18 protein-coding genes are annotated in these 18,740 nt (G+C 68.1%); 7 read left to right on the top strand and 11 right to left on the bottom strand.

Going from position 1 to position 18,740, the window contains the following annotated elements:
• Positions 1–6: 6 nt before the first annotated feature.
• The 7 genes from AC07PU_RS24945 to rpmH all read right to left on the bottom strand — a co-directional run bounded on the left by AC07PU_RS24945 (position 7) and on the right by rpmH (position 5,704).
• On the bottom strand, positions 7–960 hold the full coding sequence (locus AC07PU_RS24945) for a zinc-ribbon domain-containing protein (protein WP_495321323.1): 954 nt from the start codon (positions 958–960) through the stop codon (positions 7–9).
• Between the two features lie 77 nt (positions 961–1,037).
• A complete protein-coding gene (locus AC07PU_RS24940) occupies positions 1,038–1,499 on the bottom strand; it encodes a Crp/Fnr family transcriptional regulator (protein WP_093343587.1) in 462 nt (153 codons plus the stop codon).
• Between the two features lie 106 nt (positions 1,500–1,605).
• A complete protein-coding gene (gene mnmE / locus AC07PU_RS24935) occupies positions 1,606–3,015 on the bottom strand; it encodes a tRNA uridine-5-carboxymethylaminomethyl(34) synthesis GTPase MnmE (protein ID WP_495321320.1) in 1,410 nt (469 codons plus the stop codon).
• 76 nt (positions 3,016–3,091) lie between these two features.
• Entirely contained in the window at positions 3,092–4,780 is a 1,689-nt protein-coding gene (yidC, locus tag AC07PU_RS24930; protein ID WP_296775589.1) for a membrane protein insertase YidC, read from the bottom strand.
• A complete protein-coding gene (yidD, locus tag AC07PU_RS24925; RefSeq protein WP_093343592.1) occupies positions 4,777–5,064 on the bottom strand; it encodes a membrane protein insertion efficiency factor YidD in 288 nt (95 codons plus the stop codon). The genes yidC and yidD overlap by 4 nt, the downstream gene beginning before the upstream one ends.
• Entirely contained in the window at positions 5,061–5,483 is a 423-nt protein-coding gene (locus AC07PU_RS24920) for a ribonuclease P protein component (protein WP_093343593.1), read from the bottom strand. The genes yidD and AC07PU_RS24920 overlap by 4 nt, the downstream gene beginning before the upstream one ends.
• A gap of 86 nt (positions 5,484–5,569) precedes the next feature.
• Positions 5,570–5,704: a 50S ribosomal protein L34 gene (gene rpmH / locus AC07PU_RS24915; RefSeq protein ID WP_007834827.1), complete on the bottom strand. Its 135-nt coding sequence runs from the start codon at positions 5,702–5,704 to the stop codon at positions 5,570–5,572.
• A gap of 374 nt (positions 5,705–6,078) precedes the next feature.
• Here rpmH and dnaA point away from each other — a divergent pair, with 374 nt between their 5' ends.
• The 6 genes from dnaA (at position 6,079) to AC07PU_RS24885 (ending at position 14,301) form a co-directional block, all read left to right on the top strand.
• Positions 6,079–7,458, top strand: coding sequence for a chromosomal replication initiator protein DnaA (dnaA, locus tag AC07PU_RS24910; RefSeq protein ID WP_093343595.1), 1,380 nt, complete (start codon positions 6,079–6,081; stop codon positions 7,456–7,458).
• Positions 7,459–7,579: 121 nt separating this feature from the next.
• Complete coding sequence (gene dnaN, locus AC07PU_RS24905; protein WP_093343596.1) at positions 7,580–8,686, top strand: DNA polymerase III subunit beta; 1,107 nt, start codon at positions 7,580–7,582, stop codon at positions 8,684–8,686.
• Positions 8,687–8,827: 141 nt separating this feature from the next.
• The gene (gene gyrB / locus AC07PU_RS24900) at positions 8,828–11,449 is read left to right on the top strand and encodes a DNA topoisomerase (ATP-hydrolyzing) subunit B (RefSeq protein WP_093343598.1); all 2,622 of its coding nucleotides are present in this window, start codon (positions 8,828–8,830) and stop codon (positions 11,447–11,449) included.
• Positions 11,450–11,796: 347 nt separating this feature from the next.
• Positions 11,797–12,318 (top strand): hypothetical protein, encoded by a 522-nt coding sequence (locus tag AC07PU_RS24895; RefSeq protein ID WP_208511718.1) that lies wholly within the window; start codon positions 11,797–11,799, stop codon positions 12,316–12,318.
• A gap of 127 nt (positions 12,319–12,445) precedes the next feature.
• Positions 12,446–12,934, top strand: a complete 489-nt coding sequence (locus AC07PU_RS24890; protein ID WP_093343599.1) for a hypothetical protein — start codon at positions 12,446–12,448, stop codon at positions 12,932–12,934.
• 119 nt (positions 12,935–13,053) lie between these two features.
• Positions 13,054–14,301 carry a metallophosphoesterase gene (locus tag AC07PU_RS24885; RefSeq protein WP_495321316.1) on the top strand — a complete coding sequence of 416 codons (1,248 nt, stop codon included), beginning with the start codon at positions 13,054–13,056 and terminating at the stop codon, positions 14,299–14,301.
• Between the two features lie 7 nt (positions 14,302–14,308).
• Here AC07PU_RS24885 and AC07PU_RS24880 read toward each other — a convergent pair whose 3' ends face one another.
• Entirely contained in the window at positions 14,309–14,830 is a 522-nt protein-coding gene (locus AC07PU_RS24880; protein WP_093343602.1) for a polyhydroxyalkanoate granule-associated phasin, read from the bottom strand.
• A gap of 226 nt (positions 14,831–15,056) precedes the next feature.
• Between AC07PU_RS24880 and AC07PU_RS24875 the strand changes: the two genes are divergently transcribed.
• The gene (locus AC07PU_RS24875) at positions 15,057–15,632 is read left to right on the top strand and encodes an acyloxyacyl hydrolase (RefSeq protein ID WP_495321314.1); all 576 of its coding nucleotides are present in this window, start codon (positions 15,057–15,059) and stop codon (positions 15,630–15,632) included.
• Here the strand turns inward: AC07PU_RS24875 and AC07PU_RS24870 are convergent.
• From AC07PU_RS24870 to AC07PU_RS24860, 3 genes are read right to left on the bottom strand one after another with little or no spacing between them, the layout of a single operon-like run.
• Positions 15,623–16,618, bottom strand: a complete 996-nt coding sequence (locus AC07PU_RS24870) for a lysylphosphatidylglycerol synthase domain-containing protein (protein WP_495321312.1) — start codon at positions 16,616–16,618, stop codon at positions 15,623–15,625. The two genes, AC07PU_RS24875 and AC07PU_RS24870, sit on opposite strands and share 10 nt — an antisense overlap.
• Entirely contained in the window at positions 16,615–17,886 is a 1,272-nt protein-coding gene (clsB, locus tag AC07PU_RS24865) for a cardiolipin synthase ClsB (protein ID WP_093343605.1), read from the bottom strand. The genes AC07PU_RS24870 and clsB overlap by 4 nt, the downstream gene beginning before the upstream one ends.
• A gap of 14 nt (positions 17,887–17,900) precedes the next feature.
• Entirely contained in the window at positions 17,901–18,629 is a 729-nt protein-coding gene (locus AC07PU_RS24860) for an endonuclease/exonuclease/phosphatase family protein (RefSeq protein WP_172705372.1), read from the bottom strand.
• Positions 18,630–18,740 lie beyond the last annotated feature (111 nt).

The following is an 18,740-nucleotide window of genomic DNA, read 5'->3' as shown; positions in this document are numbered from 1 at the left end:
CCGGGTTCAGTTGACCAGCGTCGGGTTGCGCTTCTCTTCGTCGAGCTGCTGCTGGCGCCGCACCGCCTCGCACTGCGCATGGCCGCGGAACTCGGGCTTGGCGCATTGCGCGGCCATGCACTGGGCCCTGGCGATGAAGTTGCGGTCGCCGCACTGCGATTGCGGATCGGCCGGCGCGGCCACCGGTGCCGGCGCGGGAGCCGCCGCGGGTGGTGGCGCTGCCGCGGGTGCCTCGGCCGCAGCCGGCGCTGCTGCGGGCGTCGCCGCCTTGCGCGCGGCCTTCGGCGGAGCAACCACGGTGGGCTTGCTTACGGGCGCGGGGGATTCCTCCACGGCCGGCGCGGCGGGTGCCACGGGGGCCGGAGGCGCTTCCGCCGCCGGAGCAGGAACCGGCTCGACGGGCGCGGGCGGCGGCACCGGCACCGGTTGCGGCGCGGGCGCCACGACAGCCGGCGTGGGTGCCGCAGGCGCGGCACCGCGGCTGCCGAAGCCATACCAGCCCGCCGCGATCATCGCCACGCCCAGCACCAGCAGGCCGATCCAGAGCCACATGCCGCTCCGGCCGACCGCCGGCTGGGCTGCCTGGGCCTGCGCGCGCTCGCGGCGGCGCGCACGCCGGGCCTCGGCGGATTCGTCGGACGAGGCTTCCGGCTTCGGCGCGCGCTTCGGCTTGCCGGTGCCGACCAGCACGGTCCGGTCGGCATCGCCGTCCCGCGGCTGGCCCTTGCCGCCGCCGGGCGTGACGGCGGCCGCATCGTAGAGCTCGCCAGGAATGGTCGGGGCACGCAGCTGCGCGGGCGCGGTCGCGGCCCATTCGCGCTCGAAGCGCGTGCTCGGATTGGGCGTGGGCGCGGCCGGAACCGGCGGCGCGGAAGCCGGCGTCAGCCGCTCGCCGCAGCGCATGCAGAAGTTCGCGCCCTCGCGGTTCTCCGCGCTACAGACGGGACAGATCAAGGCCATGGCGAAGTGAGGCAATCGAGGAAAGGCATGCTGGCTGGCAGGGGCCGCATGGGGGCTCGTCGTCCAGTGGCGGCGCCTCAGGTCACCGCGACCCGCTTGGAGCGGTGCGCCATGCGCTTGGCGATGACCGCGCCGAGCGCCATCGTGAGCTCGAGCGCGAGGTTCGGCTGGCGGTTCGACATTTCCGAGAAGCGGGTGGTCGTGAGGCGCCAGACACGTCCGGCACCCGTGACCACCACGTTGGCCGCGTGCGGCTGGCGCGAGAAGAACGAACCTTCGCCGACCACCGACCCCGCGGTGAGCACCGCCAGGCGCATCTGCTCCTTGCTGCTCACGCGGTGCACGCTGATCGCGCCGCTCTCGAGGAAGAAGACCGAACGGTCCTGCGCGCCCTGGGCGATCAGCACGTCGCCGACGGTGACGTCCTGCGGCTGCAGATACCCGGCCAGCGTGTCCCACTGCTGAACATTGAGGATCAGCGCAAAGGCATCGTTGCTGGTGTTGTCCGCGATCGCGCGGCTCAGGTTCTGGATGGACATGCTGCTCTCACTTGCCCCCGGGCAGTTCAGCCGGAGTATCCGCGAACGGCCCACATTTCGGCTACAAATGTTTACGCAATGACGGGGCCGGCCGCGCCGAGTGTCGCTATTTGCCGATACAGAAACGCGAAAAGATGACACCCAGCAGGTCGTCGGCGCCGAACTCGCCGGTGATCTCGTTGAGCGCGTTCTGTGCCAGCCGCAGTTCCTCGGCCAGCAGGTCGAGCGACTGGGCATGGGCCGCCAGGTGCTCGGCCGCCAGCGCCAGGTGCATCTCGACCTGGCCGAGTGCCTGCACATGGCGCGCGCGCGCCAGGTACACGCCCTCGGGCACGGCCTGCCAGCCGGCCATGGCCAAGAGCTGCTCGCGCAACGCCTCGATGCCGGCGCCGGTCTTGGCCGACAGCGCGATGCCTTCGGCCGGCACGGGCGCCGAGCCGGTCGCGTCGAGCTTGTTCCAGACGTCGAGCACCGGCACGCCCGCAGGCAGCTTCTCGCGCAGGCCGCGCAGGATCTCGGCGTCGGCCGCGGCGTAATCGGGCGCAGTGGCGCGCGTCAGGTCGTGCAGGAACAGCACCGCATCGGCGCTCTCGATCTGGCCCCAGGCACGCGCCACGCCGATCTGCTCGACCTCGTCGCTGCTCTCGCGCAGGCCCGCGGTGTCGGCCACGTGCAGCGGCACGCCGTGGATCTGGATGGTCTGCGACACCACGTCGCGCGTGGTGCCGGCCACGGCGCTCACGATCGCGAGCTCGGCGCCGGCCAGCGCGTTGAGCAGCGAACTCTTGCCGGCATTGGGCTGGCCCGCGATCACCACCTTGATGCCCTCGCGCAGCAGGGCGCCCTGGCGCGCGCGCTGCTGCACGGCCCCGAGCTGGCCCTGCAGCCGCACCAGCTGGCCCGCGGCATCGGCCTTCTGCAGGAAGTCGATCTCCTCCTCGGGAAAGTCGAGCGTGGCCTCGACCAGCATGCGCAGGTGGATCAGCGCATCGCGCAGCGTGTGGATCTCGCGCGAGAAGGCGCCCGACAGCGAGCGCCCGGCGCTGCGCGCCGCGGCCTCGGTGCTGGCGTCGATCAGGTCGGCGATCGCCTCGGCCTGGGCCAGGTCGATCTTGCCGTTGAGGAAGGCGCGCTGGCTGAACTCGCCGGGCTCGGCCACACGCAGGCCCGGCAGCCGCGGGCGGCCGGTGACGGCATCGGGCTCGGCCGCGGCCTCGAGGCAGCGCGCCAGCAGCAGCTGCAGCACGACCGCGCCGCCATGGGCCTGGAGCTCGAGCACGTCCTCGCCCGTGAACGAATGGGGCGCGGGGAAATGGATCGCCAGCCCGTGGTCGACCGCCTCGCCCGCCGCATCGCGAAAGGGCAGGTAGGTGGCCTCGCGCGGCTTGAGCGGCCGCGCGCACAGCGCCTCGATCAGCGGCGCGAGCCGCGCGCCCGACACCCGCACGATGCCGACCGCGCCGCGGCCGGAAGCGGTGGCGATGGCGACGATGGGATCGGAGGCGCGGGCGAGCATGGGCGGATTCTTTCAGCAAAAACGACAAAGGGCCGCTCGCGCGGCCCCTCGGGGAAAACGGTGACGCTGCGCCGGCCTACTTGCCGAGCACGCCGAGCCGCTTGTTGATCACCCACTGCTGGGCGATCGACAGGATGTTGTTCGTGATCCAGTACAGCACCAGGCCGGCCGGGAAGAAGATGAACATCACGCTGAAGGCCAGCGGCATGATCCACATCAGCTTGGCCTGCATCGGATCGGGCGGCGTCGGGTTCAGCCAGGTCTGCAGCAGCGAGGTGGCCGTCATCACGATCGGCAGGATGTACCAGGGGTCGGGTGCCGACAGGTCGGTGATCCAGCCGATCCAGGGCGCGTGGCGCATCTCGACCGACGACAGCAGCACCCAGTACAGCGCGATGAACACCGGGATCTGGATCACGATCGGGAAGCAGCCGCCCATCGGATTGACCTTCTCGGTCTTGTAGATCCGCATCATCTCCTGCTGCATTTCCTGCGGCTTGTCCTTCAGCCGCTCGCGCATTTCCATGATCTTCGGGTTGATGGCCTTCATCTTGGCCATGCTCGCGTAGGCCTTGGCGTTGAGCCAGTAGAAGGCGGCCTTCAGCAGCACCACCAGCGCCACGATCGACCAACCCCAGTTGCCGATCAGGCCGTGCAGCTGGTTGAGCAGCCAGTACAGCGGCTTCGAGATGATCGCGAAGATGCCGTAGTCCTTGACCAGGTCGAGGCCGGGCGCGATGGCTTCGAGCTTCTTCTCTTCCTCGGGGCCGGCGAACAGCGTGCTGTTGACCACCTGGGTCGCGCCCGGGGCGATCTTCGGCAGCGTGGCCACCATGGCGATGGTGTAGAGGTTGTCGCCCAGGTCCTTCACGCGGAATTCGCGCTTCAGGCCTTCGCTGGCCGGGTCGCCGCGCAGCAGCCAGGCCGACACGAAGTAATGCTGGACCATGGCGATCCAGCCGTCGTTGGCGGCCGGCGGGGGCTCGACCTTGCCCTTGGTGATGTCCTTGAAGTCGAGCTTGTGGAACTTCTTCTCGTTCGTGTAGGCGGCCGGACCGGTGAAGGTGTTGGTGCCGAACATGGTGCTGGCGGCCACGGTGCCGTGGCGCAGCAGCTGCATGTAGAGCTGCGCGTCGCGCGGCTGGTCGCTCACGTTCACGACCTCATGGCGCACGCCGATGGCGTAGTCGCCGCGGTGGAACACATAGGTCTTGACGTACTTGAGGCCGCCGACGGGGGCGCTCTCGAAGCCGACCTCGAGGGTGTTCTGGCCGGCGGCCATTTCGCGCGGACCGGCCTTGGGCGCCATCGGCGTCAGGTGGTTCGGGAAGCGTTCGCCGGTGTCGACCTGGTTCAGCAGGCCGGTCTGCGCGAGGTAGCGCGTGGCCGGCGAGCCGTTCTCGAACAACACCACGTGCTTGGTGCGATCGTTCTCGTCGTACTTGAGCAACTCGAGGTAGTTGACCGTGCCGCCTTCGCTGTCGATGGTCGCCTTGAACAGGTCGGTGGTGACCGTGACCTGTTCCTTCGGCGCGGCGGCCGCGGCCTGCGTGGGCACGGCACCGGCGCTGGCGCCCGGTGCGGCACTGGCGCTCGGCACGCTGCTGCCGGCGGCGCCGGTGGTGGGCGCGGGCGCCGTGACGGCGGGCTTGGTCGAGGGCAGGAAGGTCGGCTTGTTGCCGTTGAAGACCTGCCATTGGTCCCACAGCAGCACCAGCGAGAACCCAAAAATCACCCACAGGATCGTGCGGCGGATATCGTTCATGACGAAGACTTCTTGTCGGAGGAGAGAAGAGACGAAAACAGCGAGCCTGACCGGTTCGTGCGACGCTGTGATTTCGGTGGGACCGGATCGTGCCCGCCCTGGCACCAGGGCTGGCAGCGCGCGATGCGGTGCAGCGTGAGGTAGCTGCCCTTGAGTGCGCCGTGCACCTCGAGCGCCTCGATCGAATAGACCGAACAGGTCGGCTCGAAACGGCACGACTGCCCGAGCCAGGGGCTCAGCAGCAGGCGATAGCCTTTGACGAGGCCGATCAGCAGGCGTTTCATGGAGAAGACCGTGCGGGTGGCGCGGCAGGCGCGCGCGCCGGTGCCGGGCGCGCGGCGCGCTCCAGCAACAGTTCGAGTTCGGCCCGCACGGCTCGCTTGAGCCGCTCGGACGAGGCACTCACGAATTCCTTGCGGTCGAAGGCGGCTTTCAGGCGAACCACGTGCGCCGCGCGCGGCAATCCCGCGTGGGGCAGGGCGCTCACGCTGTAGATCTGGCGCTTGATCGCATTGCGCGTGACCGCGCGGCGCGCCCAGCGCTTGGGCACCATGGCACCCAGCCAGACGTCGTCGGACGCAAAAAGCTGCGCGCTCGATTCGGAATCGAGCGCGCAGCGATGCAATGCGAAATGGGCAGTGCGGGCCACGGTGGCACCTGCGAGAACGGCCTGGAATTGCGCGCGGGTCTTGAGCCGCTGCATGGGAGCCGGACTGGACACGCCGCTGGCGCGAGCCGTCGAAGCTGGCCCCGGCGTTCCTGCTGCTGGCAACTGCCGTGGGTCGGGCGTCAGACGGCCAGGCGCTTGCGGCCCTTGGCGCGGCGTGCGTTGATGACGGCACGGCCGCCACGGGTCTTCATGCGGACCAGGAAGCCGTGGGTACGGGCGCGGCGGACTTTGGATGCTTGGTAGGTGCGTTTCATGATGAGATTTCCTGATTCCCCTGTTTCTTCGGCATTTCCGCGCGGTCATCGGGCCATGGGGAATCCATGGGCTCGACGGGCGAGGAATGCGCGAAAGGCGCTGGGTGCGGTTGGTTCCGGCTTCGTTGTTGGCTGGGCCGGTGATTTCGGTCGGACCCCGAAAGACGCAAAGAGGTTTTCAGGGAAACCCGCAATTATCGCAAACATTCGGCCGCACAACAATCTTCGAGCGACTTTGCGGGCCTTTCGCCGGCCGCCCGGGGTATGTGGATAAGGTTTTGACAAGTTAGAATGCGCGGCGCCTTCCAGCAGAGAATATCCACAATACAAACAGCAAAAAATGGCAGAGGGAACCATCCAAAATCCGAGCACCCATGTCGACTGACGGCGTCGGCGAAAGCCTCTGGCAGGCCTGCGTCGACCAGCTCGCGCAGGAGCTGTCCGAGCAACAGTTCAACACCTGGATCAAGCCCCTCACCGCCGAGGTCGCCGACGACCTCTCGCGCATGACGGTGTTCGTCGCCAACCGCTTCAAGCTCGACTGGATCCGGGCCCAGTACGCCGGCAAGATCGCCGGCATGGCGGAGAAGATCTACGGCCAGCCCGTGGTCGTCGAGTTAGCGCTTGCTCCTCGGGAAATCCCCGTGCGTGCTGCCCCCGTGGCGGTCATGACCGAAACCGACGTGCCGCGCGACGTGGCCGGCCCGGGCGAGGAACCGCCGGCCGCCGGCTTCAAGAACCGCCTCAATTCGGGCCTCACCTTCGACACCCTGGTCGAGGGCACGGCCAACCGCATGGCGCGCGCCGCGGCGATGCACGTGGCCGGCATGCCGGGCCATCTGTACAACCCGCTTTTCATCTACGGCGGCGTGGGGCTGGGCAAGACCCACCTGATGCACGCGGTGGGCAACCGGCTGCTGGCCGACCGGGTCGATTCCAAAGTTCTCTACATCCACGCCGAGCAGTTCGTCTCGGATGTGGTCAAGGCCTATCAGCGCAAGACCTTCGACGAGTTCAAGGAGCGCTACCACTCGCTCGATCTGCTGCTGATCGACGACGTGCAGTTCTTCGCCAACAAGGACCGCACGCAGGAAGAATTCTTCAACGCCTTCGAAGCCCTGCTGGCCAAGAAGTCGCACATCGTGATGACCAGCGACACCTATCCCAAGGGTCTCGCGGACATCCACGAGCGGCTGGTCTCGCGCTTCGATTCGGGCCTCACGGTGGCAATCGAGCCGCCCGAGCTCGAGATGCGCGTGGCGATCCTGATCAACAAGGCCCGCGTCGAGGGCGCCGAGATGCCCGAGGAAGTCGCCTTCTTCGTGGCCAAGAACGTGCGCTCCAACGTGCGCGAGCTCGAGGGCGCGCTGCGCAAGATCCTGGCCTATTCGCGCTTCAACCAGAAGGAGATCTCGATCGCCCTGGCGCGCGAGGCGCTGCGCGACCTGCTGTCGATCCAGAACCGGCAGATCTCGGTGGAAAACATCCAGAAGACGGTGGCCGACTACTACAAGATCAAGGTCGCCGACATGTACAGCAAGAAGCGCCCGGCCTCGATCGCGCGGCCGCGGCAGATCGCGATGTACTTGGCCAAGGAGCTGACGCAGAAGAGCCTGCCCGAGATCGGCGAGCTGTTCGGCGGACGCGACCACACGACCGTGCTGCACGCGGTGCGCAAGATTTCGGGCGAGCGCCAGCAGCTCACCGAGCTCAACCAGCAGCTTCACGTGCTCGAGCAGACGCTCAAGGGTTGAAACTGAAAACCAAAGTCAACCAGGCCGGACGCCGCGACAGCGGAGAATGGCGGTCTGTGCGGGGCGGTGGGGCCCTGATCGACCAAGCTGATTCAAAGAGATAAGAGAAGAGGTAGAAGACATGATCGTCCTGAAGGCAACACAAGACAAAGTCCTCGCCGCGCTGCAGTCGGTGGCGGGCATCGTGGAACGGCGACATACCCTGCCGATCCTCGCCAACGTGCTGATCCGCAAGACCGGTGGCCAGATCCAGCTGACCACCAGCGACCTCGAGATCCAGATCCGCACCACCGCCGAGCTCGGCGGCGACGAAGGCAACTTCACCACCACCATCGGCGCGCGCAAGCTGATCGACATCCTGCGCACCATGCCGTCCGACCAGACCGTGAGCCTCGAGTCGAGCGCGAGCAAGCTCGTGCTCAAGGGCGGCAAGAGCCGCTTCACGCTGCAGTCGCTGCCCGCGGAAGACTTCCCGCTGGTGCAGGAAGCCGCCAACTTCGGCCCGGTGTTCAGCGTGCCGCAGAAGACGCTGAAGGACCTGCTCTCGCAGGTCTCGTTCGCGATGGCCGTGCACGACATCCGCTACTACCTCAACGGCATCCTGTTCGTCGCCGAGGGCAAGCAGCTGAGCCTGGTCGCCACCGACGGCCACCGCCTGGCTTTCTCCTCGGCCACCCTCGACGTGGAAGTGCCGCGCCAGGAAGTGATCCTGCCGCGCAAGACCGTGCTCGAGATGCAGCGTCTGCTGTCCGACGCCGAAGGCGCGATCGAGATGCAGTTCGCCAACAACCAGGCCAAGTTCAGCTTCGGCGGCATGGAGTTCGTCACCAAGCTGGTCGAGGGCAAGTTCCCCGACTACAACCGCGTGATCCCGAAGAACCACAAGAACTCGGTCACGCTGGGCCGCGCGCCACTGCTGGCCAGCCTGCAGCGCACCGCGATCCTGACCAGCGAGAAGTTCAAGGGCGTGCGCCTGAACATCGAGCCGGGCACCTTGCGCATCGCCTCGAACAACGCCGAACAGGAAGAAGCGCAGGACGAGCTCGACATCGACTACGGCGGCGACGCCATCGAGATCGGCTTCAACGTCACCTACCTGATCGACGCGCTGGCCAACATGGGCCAGGACATGGTGAAGCTGGACCTGGCCGATTCCAACAGCTCCGCGCTGTTGACCATCCCCGACAACGCGTCCTTCAAGTACGTCGTGATGCCGATGCGGATCTAGTCACCCCGCATCGTCGCAGCGCCCTGGCGCACACAACCCGCGGTTCGCCCCCGCGGGTTTGCGCTTTCAAGAGGCCTGAAAAACCGGGTGCCCGCGAGTCCGTGGACCCCGTGAATCCGTGAGAGATAGAGGAATATCCGAATGAGCGCAGAAGAGAACAAGCCGGAAGTGCCGCACACCGAACCGGTCTACACACCCGAGATCGACAACGCGGTGCCGATCGAAGTCACGCCCGACACCTCCTATGGCGAAGGCTCGATCACGATCCTCGAAGGCCTCGAGGCCGTTCGCAAGCGCCCCGGCATGTACATCGGCGACACCTCCGACGGCACCGGCCTGCACCACCTGGTGTTCGAGGTCGTCGACAACTCCATCGACGAAGCGCTCGCCGGCCACTGCGACGACATCGTCGTCACCATCCATTCCGACAACTCGATCTCGGTGACCGACAACGGCCGCGGCATCCCGACCGGCGTGAAGATGGACGACAAGCACGAGCCCAAGCGCTCGGCCGCCGAGATCGCGCTGACCGAGCTGCACGCGGGCGGCAAGTTCAACCAGAACAGCTACAAGGTCTCGGGCGGCCTGCACGGCGTGGGCGTGAGTTGCGTGAACGCGCTGAGCGTGATGCTGCGCCTGGTGGTGCGGCGCGAAGGCAAGATCCACGAGCTCGAGTTCAGCCGCGGCTTCGTGCAGAACCGCCTGCTCGAAACCGTGAACGGCTTCGAGGTCTCGCCGATGAAGATCATCGGCGACACCGACAAGCGCGGCACCGAGGTCCACTTCCTGCCCGACACGGAAATCTTCAAGGAGAACAACGATTTCCATTACGAGATCCTCTCCAAGCGCCTGCGCGAGCTGAGCTTCCTGAACAACGGCGTGCGCATCCGCCTGAAGGACGAGCGCAGCGGCAAGGAAGACGACTTCTCGGGCGCCGGCGGCGTGCGCGGCTTCGTCGAGTTCATCAACAAGGGCAAGACCGTCCTGCACCCGAACTCGTTCTACGCCGAGGGCGAGAAGCCGGCCGACACCTACGGCGGCATCCCCGGCACGCACATCGGCGTCGAGGTCGCGATGCAGTGGAACAGCGGCTACAACGAGCAGGTGCTCTGCTTCACCAACAACATCCCGCAGCGCGACGGCGGCACCCACCTCACGGGCCTGCGCGCCGCGATGACCCGCGTCATCAACAAGTACATCGAAGAGAACGAGTTCGCCAAGAAGGCCAAGGTCGAGGTCACCGGCGACGACATGCGCGAAGGCCTGTGCTGCGTGCTGAGCGTGAAGGTGCCCGAGCCCAAGTTCTCGAGCCAGACCAAGGACAAGCTGGTGTCCAGCGAAGTGCGCGCGCCGGTGGAGGACATCGTCGGCCGGCTGCTGACCGACTACCTGCAGGAACGCCCGAACGACGCCAAGATCATCTGCGGCAAGATCGTCGAGGCCGCCCGCGCCCGCGAAGCCGCGCGCAAGGCGCGCGAGATGACGCGCCGCAAGGGCGTGCTCGACGGCATGGGCCTGCCGGGCAAGCTGGCCGACTGCCAGGAGAAGGACCCGGCGCTGTGCGAGGTCTACCTGGTGGAGGGCGACTCCGCCGGCGGTTCCGCCAAGCAGGGCCGCGACCGGAAGTTCCAGGCCATCCTGCCGCTGCGCGGCAAGATCCTGAACGTCGAGAAGGCGCGCTACGAGAAGCTGCTGACCAGCAACGAAATCCTCACGATGATCACCGCCCTGGGCACCGGCATCGGCCGTGCCGGCGCGACCACCGCGGGCGGCGGCGCCGACGACTTCAACGTCGCCAAGCTGCGCTACCACCGCATCATCATCATGACCGACGCCGACGTGGACGGCGCGCACATCCGCACGCTGCTGCTCACCTTCTTCTACCGCCAGATGCCCGAGCTGGTCGAGCGCGGCCACATCTACATCGCGCAGCCACCGCTGTACAAGGTCAAGGTCGGCAAGGAAGAGCAGTACCTGAAGGACGGCAATGCGCTCGACGCCTTCCTGCTCAAGGTCGCGCTGAAGGACGCCAGCATCGAGACCGGTGGCGCCACCTCCCACACGCTCAGCGGCGACACGCTGGCCGAGCTGGCGCGCAAGCACCAGGTGGCCGAGGCCGTGATCCACCGGCTGCGCAACTTCATGGACGCCGAGGCCCTGCGCGCCATCGCCGACGGCGTGGCGCTCGACCTCGACACCACGCCCGCGGCCGAGGCCTCGGCCGTGGCGCTGCAGGCCAAGCTGCGCGAGCTCAACACCACCGGTGTGCCGGCCGAAGTCAGCAACGAGTTCGACGCGCGCACCGACAAGCCGCTGTTGCGCATCAGCCGCCGCCACCACGGCAACATCAAGAGCAGCGTGATCACGCAGGACTTCGTGCACGGCGCCGATTACGCCGCGCTGTCCGGCGCCGCCGACACCTTCCGCAACCTGCTGAGCCCCGAGGGCGCCGTGGTGCGCCGCGGCGAGGGCGAGCGCGCCAAGGAAGAGAAGGTGTTCGATTTCCGCCAGGCCATGCTGTGGCTCATCGGCGAGGCCGAGCGCGCCACCGCGCGCCAGCGCTACAAGGGCCTGGGCGAGATGAATCCCGAGCAGCTGTGGGAAACCACCATGGACCCGACCGTGCGGCGCCTGCTGCGCGTGCAGATCGACGACGCGATCGAGGCCGACCGCGTGTTCACGATGCTGATGGGCGACGAAGTCGAGCCGCGCCGCGAGTTCATCGAGCAGAACGCGTTGCGGGCGGCGAACATCGACGTCTGAGTCGATTTCCGCCCTCACCGTCACGCCGCCGTGGTTCGCCCCCGGCGGCGTTTTTCATGGGGCGCCCGATCGCCGCGCCCACTGCCTTCGCACCATTCCCATGCCGCTTCGCGGCGGAGTGCGCGCACGCAACGCGGGCCCGTCGCAGCGGGACCCAAGGGTTTGTCTGAGGGTAGATCACCACACACGCTGTAAACGCTTGTCACAAGCCCGTCACCAGCTATTAAAACAATAGCGTTCAAAGCCTCGGCGAGGATCGTTCCTCGTAAACGCTATATCTAGCCCGAGTCTTGCTAAGCAAAATCCTCGACGAATTCCGCGTCACCCTGATCGAGGACATCGAAGCAATGAAATCCATGCGTTTCCGCCGGTCCCTGGCCGTCCTTGCAACGTGCGGCACGGCCGCCATCCTCGGCGCGACCCTTCCGGCCCACGCTGCCCCGAACCCGCCCATCCAGACCGCCCAGGGCGTCGAATACATGTGCGGCGGCACCAACAAGGACGAAGCTGCCTTCATGCAGATGGTCGCGCCGCGCTGGGCCGCCACGATCGAACTGGGCATCAACGGCAGCCCTGCGCAGCGCGCGAGCTTCCCGGCCCGCGCCAAGGTCGAGGTGCGCGAGCGCTACACCGGCCGCCCGATCATGGAAGCGCTGTCGCAGGGCCCGTACATGCTCGCGCGGCTCGACCCGGGTGCCTACGACGTCAACGTCACGCTCGGCGGCCTCACGCTGACGCAGCCGCTGGTGGTGTTCGCGGGCATCCCGTCGAAGGCGACCTTCATGTGGCCGTCGAACTTCGACATGGCCTCGGTGCTGCCGCCGCAGCCCGAAACGCAAGCGATGGCGCAGACCAGCGCCGCGCGCTGAGGCGCCAAGCCGCTTCCACGGCCGGCGGCCACCCGCCGCGCCGTTTCGTTAAGTCCTGTCTAAGCCGTGCGCCGCACAGTGGCGCCGTGGTTTTCCGCCACGAGAGCATGGAAAGAAAGGACTGATCATGACCCCCCGGATTTCACCGCGCGCGCGGCCGCTGGCCGCCGCCCTGCTGTGCGGCGCCCTCGCGTTCGGCGCGCTCGCCACCTCCGCGCAAGCCGCGTTCAACCCGCCGATCCGCATGTCGCACGGCATCGAATACATGAGCGGCGGCATCGGCAGCGACGAGGCGAAGCTGATGGAAACGGTCCTGCCGCGCTGGCCGGCGAGCTTCGAATTCGCGATCAAGGACCACCAGGGCGCGGACTTCGCGGCCGACGTGCACGTCACGGTGCGCGATGGCCGCGGCGTGGCGCTGCTCGACAACGTGGTGGCGGGCGGACCGTTCATGGTGGCGCGCCTCGAGCCCGGCAGCTACCAGGTCGAGGCCACGCTGCGCGGCCAGACGCTCAAGCAGCCGCTGCAGGTGGTGTTCGGCACGCCCACCAAGGCCACCTTCCTCTGGCCGGCGGGCACCGACATGGCCGCCGCCGGCACGCGCGCGGTGCAGTAAGCGCACGAAGGCACGGCGGCACGGACGCCGGGTGCAGGCGCTCACGTCGCCGTCCGCACCCCGGCACCCGTCATCCCGGCATGCTGCGCTACTGAAAAAATAGCGTGGCGGCGACTTGAATGCACGGCATGCGCCTTGCAGATGACGTGTCCCGGGCAGTGCCCGAACCCATTGCCCCGATGCCGATCCGTCCCCTGAGCGTGTTGACCGCGCTCCTGCATGCCTACATCGCCCTGCGTCTGCTGCCCGCGGCCGCGGGGCTCACGCCGGCCTGGCCGATCGGCCTGCTGGCGCTGGTGGTGTCGGCGCTGACCATTCCGCTGCCCTTCCTGTCGCGGCACGCGCCGCGCAAGAAGCCGCTGCACGCCGCATTGCAATGGACCGGCCTGCTGAGCATGGGCTGGTTCTCGTCGCTGTTCGTGCTGACGCTGGTGCGCGACGCCGGCCTGCTGCTGACCTGGGTCGCGCAGCGCGTGGCCGGCCTCGCGGTGCCGTGGGACACGCTGCGGCCCTGGAGCGCGCTGGCCGTGTTCGGGCTGGCCACCCTGGTCTCGCTGATCGGCTTCGTCAATGCGCGCCGCACCGCGGACGTGAAGCACGTCGACGTGCCGATCCGCGGCCTGCCGGCCGCGCTCAAGGGTTTCACGATCGTGCAGCTCAGCGACATCCACGTCGGCCCGACCATCCGCAACAGCTACATCCAGCGCATCGTCGACGCGGTGAACCGGCTCGGCGCCGACGCAATCGCGATCACCGGTGACCTGGTCGACGGCACCGTGCCCGAGCTGCGCGAGCACATCGCGCCGCTGGCCGGGCTGCGTGCGCGCCACGGCACCTTCGTGGTGACCGGCAACCACGAGTACTACGCGGGCGCCCATGCCTGGATCGACGAACTGCGCCGCCTCGGCTTGCAGGTGCTGCTCAACGAGCACGTGGTGCTGCAGACGCGCAACGTGCGCGGCGCGCAGAACGACGAGGAAACCTTCGAGAGCCAATTGGTGCTGGCCGGCGTGACCGACTACACGGCGGGCCACTTCGATGCCTCGCACGAGAGCGATCCGCAGCGCGCGCTCGACGACGCACCGCCGCTGGTGCACACGCGCGTGCTGCTCGCGCACCAGCCGCGCAGCGCGCCGAAGGCGGCCGCGGCCGGCTTCCAGCTGCAGCTCTCGGGCCACACGCACGGCGGCCAGTTCTTCCCGTGGAACCTGTTCGTGCCGATGCAGCAGCCCTTCACCGCGGGCCTGCACCGGCTGCAGGACATGTGGATCTACGTGAGCCGCGGCACCGGCTACTGGGGCCCGCCCAAGCGATTCGGCGCCCCATCCGAGATCACGCTGCTGACGCTGATGCCGGCGCGCGGCTGAGCGAGGCTCAGCTTGCGGCCTGCTGCGCGCCGAGCCGCCGCGCGTTGGCGGTGGCCACCGCGTGGATCGGCTTCAATCCCTCGCTCGCGATGCGCGCCGTGCTGTTCGGCCAGCGCTGGGCCGCGTTCGCGGCGCGCGAGGCCGCGCGGATCAGCGCATCGCCATGCTCGGCCGCCTGTGCCGGCGTGACGCTGCCGGCCAGCGAGAGGAAGGCCGCGGCGCCATGCAGGCATTGCTGGCAGATGCGGCTCGCGAGGCCGATCTGGCTGCTGTGCCATTGCCGCGCCATCGCGAAACCCGAGGCGTGCGCGGCCTCGAGCTTCTCGTCGCCCATGCGCCGGAATTCGACCAGGTCGTCGGCACTCGGCGCGAGCCCCGCCTGCGCGATGCGCTCGGTGCGCAGGCGGATCACGGTGCCCGACGACAGCAGCATCTCCTGCGTCTTGAGCGCGAGCTCGGTCCATTCGCGCAGCGGCCACAGCGGCCATGACGAAACGCTGAGGGAGGGAAGGGAAGAAGTGGACGACATCGTGGGGAGCGGCGTAATGCCTGCGAGGGAGATCGGCCCACTATAGGCCTGCCGCGTGGCGAATGCTGCAGTGCAACAAGAACCTGAGCGCATTCCGTGGCGTTTTGCAGCTTTGGTGATGAAGTCCTACTTCTCGACGTGGAAATCGCGTAGCGGCACGACACGAAACTGAACGCAAAGTGAATATGACCTTCAGTTTTCATCATTCGCTTTGGCGATCCGGATCATGAGATTCAACGCTTCCACCCCGCTCCGTGCCGCCGCGCTGGCCGGACTGCTGGGCTTGCTGGGCAGCAGCGCCCACGCCTTCGAGGACAGCCAGCGCGGCTTCTACGTGGAAGGCGGACGCGCCCCTCACGGCGACATGGGCAGCACCAATGCCTTCACCGTCGGGATGACGCTGCCGTGGTCACCGCGACAGTCGGTGCAGGAAGGCGCGCTCACCACCTACTGGGACGTCTTCCTCAGCGATTGGCACGCGCCCGCGCTCGACGACGGCCGGCGCGACTACGTGCAGATCGGCGCCATCTACACCTGGCGCTGGCGCTTCGCGCACGGCGGCTCGCCCTGGTACGTCGAAGGCGGCGTGGGCGGCAGCGTGATGGACCATGTCTACCGGACGCCCGACCGCAGCTTCAGCACCGCGTTCCAGTTCACCGAGGTGCTCGGCGTGGGCCGCAGCTTCGGCGAGCATGGGGAGCACGACCTGTCGCTGCGCGTGCAGCACTTCTCCAACGGCGGCATCAAGAAGCCCAACCCCGGCGAGAACTTCGTGCGGGTGCGCTACACCTATCACTTCTGATGCGCGATGCGGGCCCGGCGCCCGCGCCGCGCGCGCAGCTCGGTCGCGAAGTAGGCCAGCGTGGCGACCACCAGCGGCAGCAGGTAGTAGAGGCCGCGGTAGGCGAGCAGCGCGGCCAGCAACTGCGCCTCGGCCACCTGGTGCGCGAGCAGCGCGACGAACACCGCCTCGAGCACGCCGAGCCCCGCCGGCACGTGCGTGATCACGCCGGCCACCGCGGCCACCAGCAGCACCGCCAGCACCTGCGGATAGGCGACCTGCCCCTGCAGCAGCAGCCAGATCACACCACCGATCAGCGACCAGTTGGTGCACGACAGCAGGAACTGCAGCAGCGCCATGCGCAGGGTCGGCGTGCGCAGCTCGTGCCCGCGCACATGCCAGCGCTTCCCATGCGCGAAGGCGCACACCAGCAGATAGATTGCGGCCAGCACCAGCAACGCCGCGCCCAGCAGCCGCAACTCCTCGCCATCCACCTTCCACGCCGGCGGCAGGCCCAGCGGCCAGAAGAAGAAGGCGGCACCGGCCACCACCAGGTAGCCGATCCAGTTGGTGAGCATGCTGAAGCCCAGCACGCGCGTGATGGTGTCGTTGCGCAGCCCCAGCCGCGAATAGAGCCGGTAGCGGAAGGCCACGCCACCGACCAGCGAACCGAGGTTGAGGTTGAAGGCGTAGCTGATGAAGGTCACGCCCATCACCGTGCCGGCACGCAAGGGATGGCCCGTGAGGTGGCGCCCCAGCAGGTCGTAGGTGCTGTAGAGCGCGAAGCTGCAGGCCGCGAGCAGGCCCGCGCCGAGCAGCGTGAGGGGCGGCAGCGCGGCGATCGCGTCGCCGACCTCGTGCCAGTCGATGGACCGCGCCTGGTTCACGAGCAGCCAGGCCACGAGCCCGAAGAAGCCCCACACCAGCGTTCGCTTGGCCCAGGGCCACGCGCGGCGCCAGCCGCTGGCGGGCAACGCATGCAGGCGGCCGCCAGCCGCCGTCGTCATGCGGCCTCCGTCGACGCGGGCGCGCCCTCGACGCCGTCGCCGTGGTTCTTGCGCCGCCGGTCGCCGAGGTCGGTGACCTCCACCGGCTTCAGCCGCGGCACGTGGCGCGGCAACCAACCCAGCAGCGAGGGATACCAGCGCATCAAGTGGAAGATGAAGAAGCTGCGCACCAGCCGCCAGCCGCTCCATTCGCTCGCGAGGTCGGCGGTGTCGATCTGCTTGCAGCTGTGTTGCATCAGGTGATCGAGGCGCTCGTGCAGCAGCGTGTTGAAGGCCGCGTCGCGCACCACCACGTTGGCCTCGAGGTTGAGCGACAGGCTCAGCGGATCGAGGTTGCTCGAGCCCACGGTGCTCCAGCGGTCGTCCATCAGCGCGACCTTGCCGTGCAGCGGCCGCTCGCAGTATTCGTAGATGCGCACGCCCGCATGCAGCAGGTGGTGGTAGAGCATGCTCGCGGCCGTCTTCACGATCGGCATGTCGGGCTCGCCCTGCAGGATCAGCCGCACGTCGACGCCGCGCCGCGCCGCGCGCCGCAGTTCCTTGATGAGCCGGTAGCCCGGGAAGAAGTAGGCGTTGGCGATCACGATGCGCTCGCGCGCGCTGCGGATCGCGGCGCGGTAGTGGCGCTCGATGTCGTTGGTGTGATGCCGGTTGTCGCGCGTGACGAACATCACCTCGGCCTCGCCGGCCACCGTGTCGCCCACGGGCGGCGCCTGCCTGAGCCGGCGCCGGAACCAGCCCGGCCCCTTGCCGCCGACCGCGATCGCGCGCAACGCGAAGTGGTGGATCTGCGCCACGATCGGCCCGGCGAGTTCGACCGCGTAGTCCTGCTTGGCCTTGGGGCCGAAGTCCATCAAGTGGTCGGCCGAATAGTTGATGCCGCCGACGAAGGCGCGCTCGCCGTCGATCACCACGATCTTGCGGTGCATGCGGCGGAACACGTTGAGCCGCTGGCCCAGGAAGCGGTGGCCCGGGTCGAACACGCGCACCTTCACGCCGGCGCTGCTCAATTCCTCGAGGAACTCGCGCGAGAGGTCGGGCGAACCGAAGCCGTCGATCATCAGGTCGACCTTCACGCCGCGCCGAGCGGCCTCGCACATGGCGGCGTGCAAGTCGAGGCCCACCTTGTCCTCGAACAGGATGAAGGTCTCGATGACCACTTCGCGTCGTGCCGCGCGGATCGCCTCGAACACGCGCGGGAAGAACTGCTCGCCGTTCTCGAGCAGTTCGATGCGGTTGCCCGCGACCCAGTGGTTGCCGTTGCTCATGGATGGATGCGCTTTCAGAGATCGATCTCGGCCACCAGCGGCGCGTGGTCGGACAGGTGCGACCAGGGCCGGCGCGGCAGCACCACCGGCGCGTGCACGCCGGCATTGCGCACGTAGATGCGGTCCAGCGGCAGCACCGGGAAACGCGAAGGGAAGGTCTTGGCCGCGTGGCCGTGCGCATGCACGAACACCTCGCGCAGCGACGCGCCCTCGGCCAGGGTCGCATGCGCGCGGCCGCGCCAGTCGTTGAAGTCGCCGGCCACGATCAGCGGCGCGTCGGCCGGCACCTCGTCGCGCACGATGTGGCACAGCAGCTCGAGCTGCTGCTGCCGGTGCGCCTCGGCCAGGCCGAGGTGGGCGCAGATCGCATGCACGTCGACCGTGCGGCCCGGCAGGCGCAGCACGCAGTGCAACAGCCCGCGCTTCTCGGGCCCGGCCACCGACACGTCGTGGTTGCGGTGATGCACGATCGGAAACTTCGACAGCAGCGCATTGCCGTGATGGCCCTTGGGATAGACCGCGTTGCGCCCGTAGGCGAACTGCGGCCACATGGTGTCGGCCAGGAATTCGTAGTGCGGCGCCTCGGGCCAGTTGCTCACGCGGCGCGAATGGCGCGAATGGGTGCCCAGCACCTCCTGCAGGAACACCACGTCGGCGCCCACGGTGCGCACCGCATCGCGCAGCTCGGGCAGGATGAACTTGCGGTTGAGCGCGGTGAAGCCCTTGTGGGTGTTCACCGTCATGACCTTCAGCGACACGGGCGCGGCCGCGAGTCCGGCCGCGGTGACGGGGCCGGGCGGATTCGCACCCACGGCGTGGGCGGTTTCCGCGTTGGCGACGGATTCGTTCGTGAA

The organism is Variovorax sp. GW821-FHT10D07, assembly GCF_059415325.1.
This window is presented reverse-complemented; position numbering and strand designations above follow the sequence as displayed.

Bases quoted from the DNA above. Each gene is read 5' to 3' on its own strand.
- AC07PU_RS24945 (WP_495321323.1), bottom strand. From the start codon at position 960: ATGGCCTTGATCTGTCCCGTCTGTAGCGCGGAGAACCGCGAGGGCGCG.
- AC07PU_RS24940 (WP_093343587.1), bottom strand. From the start codon at position 1,499: ATGTCCATCCAGAACCTGAGCCGCGCGATCGCGGACAACACCAGCAAC.
- mnmE (WP_495321320.1), bottom strand. From the start codon at position 3,015: ATGCTCGCCCGCGCCTCCGATCCCATCGTCGCCATCGCCACCGCTTCC.
- yidC (WP_296775589.1), bottom strand. From the start codon at position 4,780: ATGAACGATATCCGCCGCACGATCCTGTGGGTGATTTTTGGGTTCTCG.
- yidD (WP_093343592.1), bottom strand. From the start codon at position 5,064: ATGAAACGCCTGCTGATCGGCCTCGTCAAAGGCTATCGCCTGCTGCTG.
- AC07PU_RS24920 (WP_093343593.1), bottom strand. From the start codon at position 5,483: ATGCAGCGGCTCAAGACCCGCGCGCAATTCCAGGCCGTTCTCGCAGGT.
- rpmH (WP_007834827.1), bottom strand. From the start codon at position 5,704: ATGAAACGCACCTACCAAGCATCCAAAGTCCGCCGCGCCCGTACCCAC.
- dnaA (WP_093343595.1), top strand. From the start codon at position 6,079: ATGTCGACTGACGGCGTCGGCGAAAGCCTCTGGCAGGCCTGCGTCGAC.
- dnaN (WP_093343596.1), top strand. From the start codon at position 7,580: ATGATCGTCCTGAAGGCAACACAAGACAAAGTCCTCGCCGCGCTGCAG.
- gyrB (WP_093343598.1), top strand. From the start codon at position 8,828: ATGAGCGCAGAAGAGAACAAGCCGGAAGTGCCGCACACCGAACCGGTC.
- AC07PU_RS24895 (WP_208511718.1), top strand. From the start codon at position 11,797: ATGAAATCCATGCGTTTCCGCCGGTCCCTGGCCGTCCTTGCAACGTGC.
- AC07PU_RS24890 (WP_093343599.1), top strand. From the start codon at position 12,446: ATGACCCCCCGGATTTCACCGCGCGCGCGGCCGCTGGCCGCCGCCCTG.
- AC07PU_RS24885 (WP_495321316.1), top strand. From the start codon at position 13,054: ATGCACGGCATGCGCCTTGCAGATGACGTGTCCCGGGCAGTGCCCGAA.
- AC07PU_RS24880 (WP_093343602.1), bottom strand. From the start codon at position 14,830: ATGTCGTCCACTTCTTCCCTTCCCTCCCTCAGCGTTTCGTCATGGCCG.
- AC07PU_RS24875 (WP_495321314.1), top strand. From the start codon at position 15,057: ATGAGATTCAACGCTTCCACCCCGCTCCGTGCCGCCGCGCTGGCCGGA.
- AC07PU_RS24870 (WP_495321312.1), bottom strand. From the start codon at position 16,618: ATGACGACGGCGGCTGGCGGCCGCCTGCATGCGTTGCCCGCCAGCGGC.
- clsB (WP_093343605.1), bottom strand. From the start codon at position 17,886: ATGAGCAACGGCAACCACTGGGTCGCGGGCAACCGCATCGAACTGCTC.
- AC07PU_RS24860 (WP_172705372.1), bottom strand. From the start codon at position 18,629: ATGACGGTGAACACCCACAAGGGCTTCACCGCGCTCAACCGCAAGTTC.